This is a genomic window from Candidatus Nitrosopumilus salarius BD31, assembly GCF_000242875.2.
Classification (GTDB): domain Archaea; phylum Thermoproteota; class Nitrososphaeria; order Nitrososphaerales; family Nitrosopumilaceae; genus Nitrosopumilus; species Nitrosopumilus salarius.
On record NZ_AEXL02000149.1, the window covers coordinates 1 to 7,129 of the forward strand.

Annotated in this window: 9 protein-coding genes; 5 read left to right on the forward strand and 4 right to left on the reverse strand. The window is 33.9% G+C overall.

Annotated features, from left to right (window positions below):
* Positions 1 to 406, forward strand: a 406-nt coding sequence (locus BD31_RS08580; RefSeq protein WP_008301291.1) for a hypothetical protein, incomplete at its 5' end; no start/stop codon positions are given.
* On the opposite strand, the gene BD31_RS08585 is transcribed toward BD31_RS08580, so the two are convergent.
* Together BD31_RS08585 and BD31_RS08590 are read right to left on the reverse strand one after the other, a co-directional pair.
* On the reverse strand, positions 389 to 586 hold the full coding sequence (locus BD31_RS08585; RefSeq protein WP_008301302.1) for a 30S ribosomal protein S27e: 198 nt from the start codon (positions 584 to 586) through the stop codon (positions 389 to 391). The two genes, BD31_RS08580 and BD31_RS08585, sit on opposite strands and share 18 nt — an antisense overlap.
* Positions 583 to 864 (reverse strand): 50S ribosomal protein L44e, encoded by a 282-nt coding sequence (locus BD31_RS08590; RefSeq protein WP_008301293.1) that lies wholly within the window; start codon positions 862 to 864, stop codon positions 583 to 585. Before BD31_RS08590 ends, BD31_RS08585 begins: the two co-directional genes overlap by 4 nt.
* 118 nt (positions 865 to 982) lie before the next feature.
* Between BD31_RS08590 and BD31_RS08595 the strand changes: the two genes are divergently transcribed.
* The 4 genes from BD31_RS08595 to BD31_RS08610 are packed head-to-tail and all read left to right on the forward strand — an operon-like array spanning position 983 to position 5,996.
* The gene (locus BD31_RS08595) at positions 983 to 2,698 is read left to right on the forward strand and encodes an adenine deaminase (protein ID WP_048097616.1); all 1,716 of its coding nucleotides are present in this window, start codon (positions 983 to 985) and stop codon (positions 2,696 to 2,698) included.
* A gap of 44 nt (positions 2,699 to 2,742) precedes the next feature.
* Complete coding sequence (gene thsB, locus BD31_RS08600) at positions 2,743 to 4,362, forward strand: thermosome subunit beta (protein ID WP_008301289.1); 1,620 nt, start codon at positions 2,743 to 2,745, stop codon at positions 4,360 to 4,362.
* Between the two features lie 42 nt (positions 4,363 to 4,404).
* Positions 4,405 to 5,271 (forward strand): ROK family protein, encoded by an 867-nt coding sequence (locus BD31_RS08605; protein WP_048097615.1) that lies wholly within the window; start codon positions 4,405 to 4,407, stop codon positions 5,269 to 5,271.
* The gene (locus BD31_RS08610; RefSeq protein ID WP_008301294.1) at positions 5,259 to 5,996 is read left to right on the forward strand and encodes a hypothetical protein; all 738 of its coding nucleotides are present in this window, start codon (positions 5,259 to 5,261) and stop codon (positions 5,994 to 5,996) included. The genes BD31_RS08605 and BD31_RS08610 overlap by 13 nt, the downstream gene beginning before the upstream one ends.
* Here the strand turns inward: BD31_RS08610 and BD31_RS08615 are convergent.
* Both BD31_RS08615 and guaA read right to left on the reverse strand, forming a co-directional pair.
* Complete coding sequence (locus tag BD31_RS08615) at positions 5,993 to 6,253, reverse strand: DUF2024 family protein (protein WP_048097617.1); 261 nt, start codon at positions 6,251 to 6,253, stop codon at positions 5,993 to 5,995. The genes BD31_RS08610 and BD31_RS08615 overlap by 4 nt on opposite strands.
* A gap of 72 nt (positions 6,254 to 6,325) precedes the next feature.
* On the reverse strand, positions 6,326 to 7,129 hold an 804-nt coding region (gene guaA / locus BD31_RS08620; protein ID WP_008301292.1), incomplete at its 5' end, for a glutamine-hydrolyzing GMP synthase.

Genomic DNA, 7,129 nt, shown 5'->3' on the forward strand with positions numbered 1-7,129 from the left:
GCTAGAAGAAAATAATATTGAAACTTTTGATACTCCTGGAATTGGTTATGTGGAAGATCTAAATTCAGTTCTCAAAACTATCAATGATGACATTTTAGTTGTATCTGGTGATTTGCCGTTGTTAGATGGAGAGATAGTTCAAAAAATTGTTGATCAATATGATCCCAAAAAAATTTGGACTAGCATTATTATAACTAACAAATTTTTAACCTCACTTGGACTTGAGTCTGATTATTCGGTAAAGTTTAATGATCAGATTTGTAATTACTCTGGAATTTCTTTAGTGAATTCTAAAAAAATTTTATCCCTTGAAAATCTTGATGAAAATTATATTGTACTTGATGATAAGAGAATTGCATTTAATCTGAATTCAAAAAAAGACTATGATCTACTCGGCACTGCCTGATATTTTACCGTTAATCTGAGCTTTTGAACCTGTTGCTTGTGAAATAGTATTTCCACATGAATTGCATGCAACTTGTGTTGATGCATGAGAATACACTACTTGTAATTCACCACATTCATTACAATTGACTTTTTGAAACTTGCTTGATGGCTTTGGAATTTCAATATGATCTTTTTTCATGCTGCCACCAACTCAAATTTCTTAATTCTGACACCTAGTTTATTGTATTTCTTTTTACAAACAGTACATGTCATTATAGGAGTAACTTTTTTTGTAACTTTGGCTGGTTTTGCGAGTTTTGGGAATTTCTGTCCACCATATCCTTTTTTACGCTCAGCATGTCTACGTTCACCTCTTGCAGAACCACGTCTTTTTCCAGCCTTGTAAATGGAGACCTTTTGTTCAGTATGTGTTTTACATTTTGCACAATACTTTCTGATCACCTTAGGAATGTTCATATCAACAAAACCTTCTCAACCGTAATTTAAGCATTGAATCTATAATAGGCGCAAAAGATAATTAAAAACCGTGACTTCGAGCCTAGCAAATTCGATCTCTGCATTAAATTCTGTAGCAATGGGTGAAAAAAAAGCCGATCTGGTTTTGAAAAACTGCAATTTACTATCGGTGTATACTAGAGAAATAATTCCCAAAACTCAGATTGCAATTTTTAATGACAGAATAGCATATGTTGGTCAAGATGCATCACATACACTTGGTTCAAAAACAAAGATAATTGATGTAAATGGCAAATATGTCAGTCCAGGATTTGCAGATCCTCATTTACACATTGATCAATTTGTGTTGCCATCTGAATTTGCAAAAAAAGCTTTACTATGTGGTGTTACTTCATTATTTTCTGATCCAATAGATATTGTTAGTGTGGGGGGGTACAAAGGTTTCCAAGAATTTCTTAAACTTGGAGAAAATCTTCCAATACGAATTTTTCAAGTTGTTCCAGGAGGTCTTCCAGTTGATGCAAAATTTAGCAACAGTAATTCTTTATCGCTATCACAAGAAAAGTTGGCAGTAAAACACCCTCATGTTCTTGGCTTGGGAGAAGTTTTTTCTTGGACTAAAGTAACTCTACGTGAACCCAAAACAATGAAATCTCTTTCAGCAATGTTAGAATGTGATTGTATAATTAATGGGCATACTGCAGGTGCATCTGATAAAAAACTCAATGCCTATGTTTCATCTGGTATACTTTCTTGTCATGAACCAATCAACTTTGATCAAGTTTTAGAAAGATTACGTCTTGGAATGTGGATCATGATAAGAGAAGGTTCTATCAGACGTGATTTAAAAGAAATAATTCCACGCGTTTTATCTCATGGGACGTATCTTAACCGCTTAATGTTTTGTTCAGATGGTCTTGATCCGCTTGATATTGCAAAATTCGGTCACATTGATCACTGTATTAGAGAATCAATCAAACTTGGCTTAAAACCAATAGATGCCATTACTATGGCAACAAAGAATAATTTTGATTATTACAACATGGGAAAAGATCTTGGCGGAATTGCCCCTGGAAAATTTGCAGACATTTTAATTTTTGATGATTTAAAATCATTCAAACCAAGCCAAGTATTTGTTGGAGGGAATCTTGTAGTGTCTAATGGAAAAATCATTACTCTTATCAAGAAAAAATCTATCCCAGGATGGATCAAAAAAACTGTCAAACTAAAAAAATTCACCAAAAATGATTTTCTTATTAAATCAAAAAAGAAAGATGTTCTTGCAAATACTATTTTTTTGGAAACTGAAATTATTACAAAAATTGGTTCTGCTCAGCTAAAATCAGTGGATGGTCAAGTCTCTGCCTCTTTAGATTCTGATGTGTGGAAGGTTGCAGCCTTTGATAGAACTCATGGAACAAATCGTCATACCATTGGATTTCTTGAAAACTTTGGTGCTGATATTGGCGCATTTGCATCCACTTGGAGTTTTCATGAAAATGACTTGATAGTAATTGGCTCAAATGATTCTGATATGGCAGTTGCATCTAATCATCTTGTAAAGAATCAAGGTGGACTTGTTGTGGTTAAATCTGGAAAGATTCTTGCTTCATTACCTTTCCAAGTTGCAGGAATAATCTCTACAGAATCTTTTGAAAAGGTAACTTCTAACTTTGAAAAAATAAATAATTCTATTTTAGATTCTGGATGCAATTTTTCTAGACCTCATTTGATTCCATTATTTTTGCCATTTCTGGCTCTACCTTCTGTCAGAATTCTCTCAGGTGGAATTGTTGATGTGAAAAAACGGAGTTACATCTCACCGATCAACTAAGTAATGTTAAAAAGGGGGAATCGGGGGATTGTAGCTGAATCTAAATGGCATCAATTCAACAAGGACCAAATGGACCTGTATTAGTTCTCAAAGAGAGCGCACTACAACAAAAAGGTAGAGACGCCCAGCAGAATAATATTGCAGCCGCAAAGTTAGTTGCACAATTAGTTAGAAGCAGTCTTGGACCTAGAGGTCTTGATAAAATGTTAGTTGATTCCTTAGGTGATGTTACTATTACAAATGATGGTGCAACCATCTTAAAAGAAATTGATGTTCAACATCCTGCAGCCAAAATGATGGTTGAAATTTCAAAAACAGTAGATAATGAAGTAGGTGACGGTACGACATCTTCTGTTATTTTTGGAGGCGCATTACTGGCTAGAGCAGAAGATTTACTTAACAAAGATGTTCACTCTTCAACCATAATTGATGGCTATCAAGCAGCAGCCGACAAAACTCTTGAAATTTACTCACAATTATCAAAGAAAATACAACCTGATGACCGAGACTCTCTTATCAAAATTGCTTCAACAAGCATGCAATCAAAACTAATTTCTGAAGATAGCGGTTCACTCTCAAAAATTATAGTTGACGCAATTCTGAGTATTGCAACAAAGAAAGGTGACAAATATTCTGTTGATCTTGAAAATATCAAAGTTGAAAAGAAATCTGGTGGTTCAATTCAAGATACACAAATTGTAAAAGGTATTGTTTTGGACAAGGAGATTGTTCACAGTGGAATGCCTACTAAAATTGAGAAAGCAAAAATTGCATTAATTAATTCTGCACTTGAAATTGAAAAAACAGAGATGAGTGCAGAGATTAGAATTACTGACCCAACTCAAATGCAGATGTTCTTAGAAGAAGAAAATAGAATGTTAAAGACAATGGTGGATAAATTACATGATCTAGGAGCTAATGTCTTGATTTGCCAAAAAGGAATTGATGATATTGCACAACACTATCTTGCAAAATATGGTATTATGGCAGTCCGTCGTGTCAAAGAAAGTGATATGATTAAACTCTCTAAAGCTACAGGTGGACGTGTAATTAGTAACTTTGATGATATGTCAGAAAGTGATTTGGGTACTGCAGATTTGGCTCAACAAAAGAAAGTTGAATCTGACAAATGGGTATTCATTGAAGGCTGCAAACATCCACAATCAGTAACCATGCTAATTCGTGGTGGCTCTCAAAGAGTCATTGATGAAGTTGATCGTTCTATTCATGATTCTTTAATGGTTGTAAAAGATGTGATTGAAAAACCAGAGATAGTTGCAGGTGGCGGTGCACCTGAAGCATATGCAGCCTCATTACTCAAAGATTGGGCTGATAATTTTGATGGTAAAGAACAACTTGCAATTAAAAAATATGCTGAAGCACTAGAGACAATTCCACTAACCATTGCTGAAAATGCAGGCATGGATCCAATTGATACAATGGCTAATCTTAGAGCAAAACAAAATCAAGGTCATAAATGGACTGGAATTGATGCTAGAAACATGAAGATTGCAGATATGATGGCAATTCATGTAGTGGAACCAATTGTAGTAAAAGAACAAATCGTGAAATCTGCAACTGAAGCAGCATGTATGATTCTTAGAATAGATGATGTAATTGCCGTATCTGGAGCTCCAGGTGGCGGTATGCCTGGTATGGGATAATTTTTTTAGTTAAAGTTTAATCATTATAATTTTTCTAAATTCTTGTTGTACAAGCTTGGTATAGATTTAGGTGGTACTAAAACAGAAGCCATACTACTTGATGAAAGTCTTGATGTTTTAGAAAGAAAAAGAATTCTAACACCTCAAAATGATTATCAGGAAATTCTTGATTCTATCTCATCTCTTGTTTTGGATTTATCTTCAAATGTTTCTGATTTTTCATTAGGAATTTGTACACCAGGAACAATTTCCAAACAAACTGGATTAATCAAAAACAGTAACACCCAATGTTTGATTGGAAAATCATTAAAAGAAGACTTGGAAAATAAATTAGAAAAAAAAATTTCTATGGAAAATGATGCTAATTGTTTTACCATGGCAGAAGCTACTATGGGCTCTGCTATGGAATTTAGTCTAGTTTTTGGTGTGATTATGGGTACCGGTGTGGGAGGTGGAATTGTAATTGATAAAAAACTCCATCTTGGACGATCTAACATTGCCGGAGAATGGGGTCACCACACATTACATCGAGATGGAAATCCATGTTATTGTGGAAAAATGGGATGTGTAGAGACTTACATCAGCGGCCCATCTTTGGAAAAAAGATGGACTGAAATGACTAGAAAATCTCAAACTCTCCCAGAAATCATATCTGATATTGATAATGATATTGGACAAAGATGGAAAGATGAATTTATAGAAAATTTTGGATATGGTCTTGCAAATGTAATTGATATTTTAGATCCTGATGCAATTGTTTTAGGAGGAGGCTTGTCAAACATTGACTTTTTGTATACTGATGGAATAGAATCAGTTTACAGCAAAGTATTCTCAGATATGGTAGACACTCCTATTCTGAAAAACAAACTGGGTGACTCTGCTGGAGTTTTTGGAGCATGCATGCTTTGATATTTTCCACTTTGGAATCAATTTGTAAAAAAAACATACCCTATGGATATAAGCATAAAAATCTAAACCATTCTAGAGAAAAATTGATTCCAAAGACAATTCTAGGATTATTTTCAATTATTTTATTATTTCAAGGAGTCCAAGTTTTTGGATCTGAAGAATTACCTATTATTACAATCGATTTTGTTTCCGGAAATATAATAGATCTAGATGAAAGCCCTCAAATGATTAGAGCTGACATTCAAATTCAAAATTATAATCCACATGACGGTTACCATTTTATGCAAATCATTAGATTAAGTGATGGAGAAATTATCAAAACATCTGAAATTATGCCAAAGGCTATAGGCGATAATTTGTTTGGAGTACAAATTTTACATTATATTGATCCTGATATAGATGAAGAAAATTTGATAGGTGAATATGGACTTCGAGTTTATTCTGAATATGGTTCCGCTGAATCTGTTTCCACCTTCTCAATTATTAAATCAAGCATGCCGATAACAATTACTCAGAATTCCGTTATAGACTCTGAGGTGCCTGAGGAAGAGTCTGATACTGTAGAAACATTACAAATTGAAAGTTTAGATCAATCTGAATCTAAAATACCTACTTGGGTACATGATATTTTTGTATGGTATGCAGATGAAACTATTTCAGAAAATGAATTACTTACAGCATTAGAGTATCTTATTGCTGAAGGAATTCTTGATGTAGATTATTAATTTGGACATCCTTCCATCTTTGAAATGGAATAACCGTCAGTCATTATTTCAATTTCCATATCTTCTGGAACTGATTGTGTGTGACAAAACTTACATTCATTTGTAGTAACTATGGCAGACTCTTCTCCAATTGACTTTAACCACTCTTTTGCAAACACAATAGCTTTTTCTGGATCATTTTTGTCTGTAACTACATCAAAATGCATTGTATGCCCATCTTTTGCTTTTACATAAGTATCAAAAACATGAAAATTCACAATCATCATAAATTATTGGGGATATTTATTTTTGATTTTCAAAACATTTTCAATAATATACCCACATTAGTATTATTGTGGTTCAATTGTTGCTGGAGGCTTGCTTGAAATAGTGTAGGTGACCCAAGTAACGTCCTCAATTTCATTTGTTATTCTGTTACTCATTTTTTCCAATAATCCATGTGGTAATCTAGTCCAATCTGCGGTCATTGCATCTATAGAATCTACAACTCTGATCATAACTATATTCCCATACCTACGCTCATCTCCAACAACTCCTACTGCTCTGTCATCTCCCACTGCTGCATATGCCTGCCAAACTTTTCCATACAAACCAGCATCTAACAATTCATCTTCAACAATTTTACTTGCTACTTTGGAAATATTCAGTTTTGTTGGTGTGACTTCCCCAATTATTCTTACAGCCAGACCTGGGCCTGGAAATGGATGTCGCATGAAAAGTTTTTCTGGAACTCCAAGAATTTTTGCAATCTTTCTTACTTCATCCTTATACAACTCTCTTAATGGTTCTAAAATTTCCAAATTAAGCCAATCTGGTAATCCTCCTACATTATGATGAGATTTAATTACTGCAGCAGGACCTTTTGAAACTCCACTTTCAATAACATCCGGATATAGTGTACCCTGAGCCAGCCATTTGAAGGGACCATTTGTTTCAGCAAATTTAGAAAAAACATGAATAAACTCTTCTCCCACTATCATTCTCTTTCTTTCAGGATCTGTAACTCCTTTGAGTTTTCCAAGAAATTGATCTACTGCATTAATTGATGTAAAATCTACTTTAAAATTATCTTTAAACATCTCTTCTATTTCTTTTTCTTCGTTTAGTCGTAACAAACCATTATTTACAAAAAC

Coding starts and splice junctions, on each gene's coding strand:
- BD31_RS08585 (WP_008301302.1), bottom strand. CDS start 586: ATGAAAAAAGATCATATTGAAATTCCAAAGCCATCAAGCAAGTTTCAA.
- thsB (WP_008301289.1), top strand. CDS start 2,743: ATGGCATCAATTCAACAAGGACCAAATGGACCTGTATTAGTTCTCAAA.
- BD31_RS08610 (WP_008301294.1), top strand. CDS start 5,259: ATGCATGCTTTGATATTTTCCACTTTGGAATCAATTTGTAAAAAAAAC.
- BD31_RS08595 (WP_048097616.1), top strand. CDS start 983: ATGGGTGAAAAAAAAGCCGATCTGGTTTTGAAAAACTGCAATTTACTA.
- BD31_RS08590 (WP_008301293.1), bottom strand. CDS start 864: ATGAACATTCCTAAGGTGATCAGAAAGTATTGTGCAAAATGTAAAACA.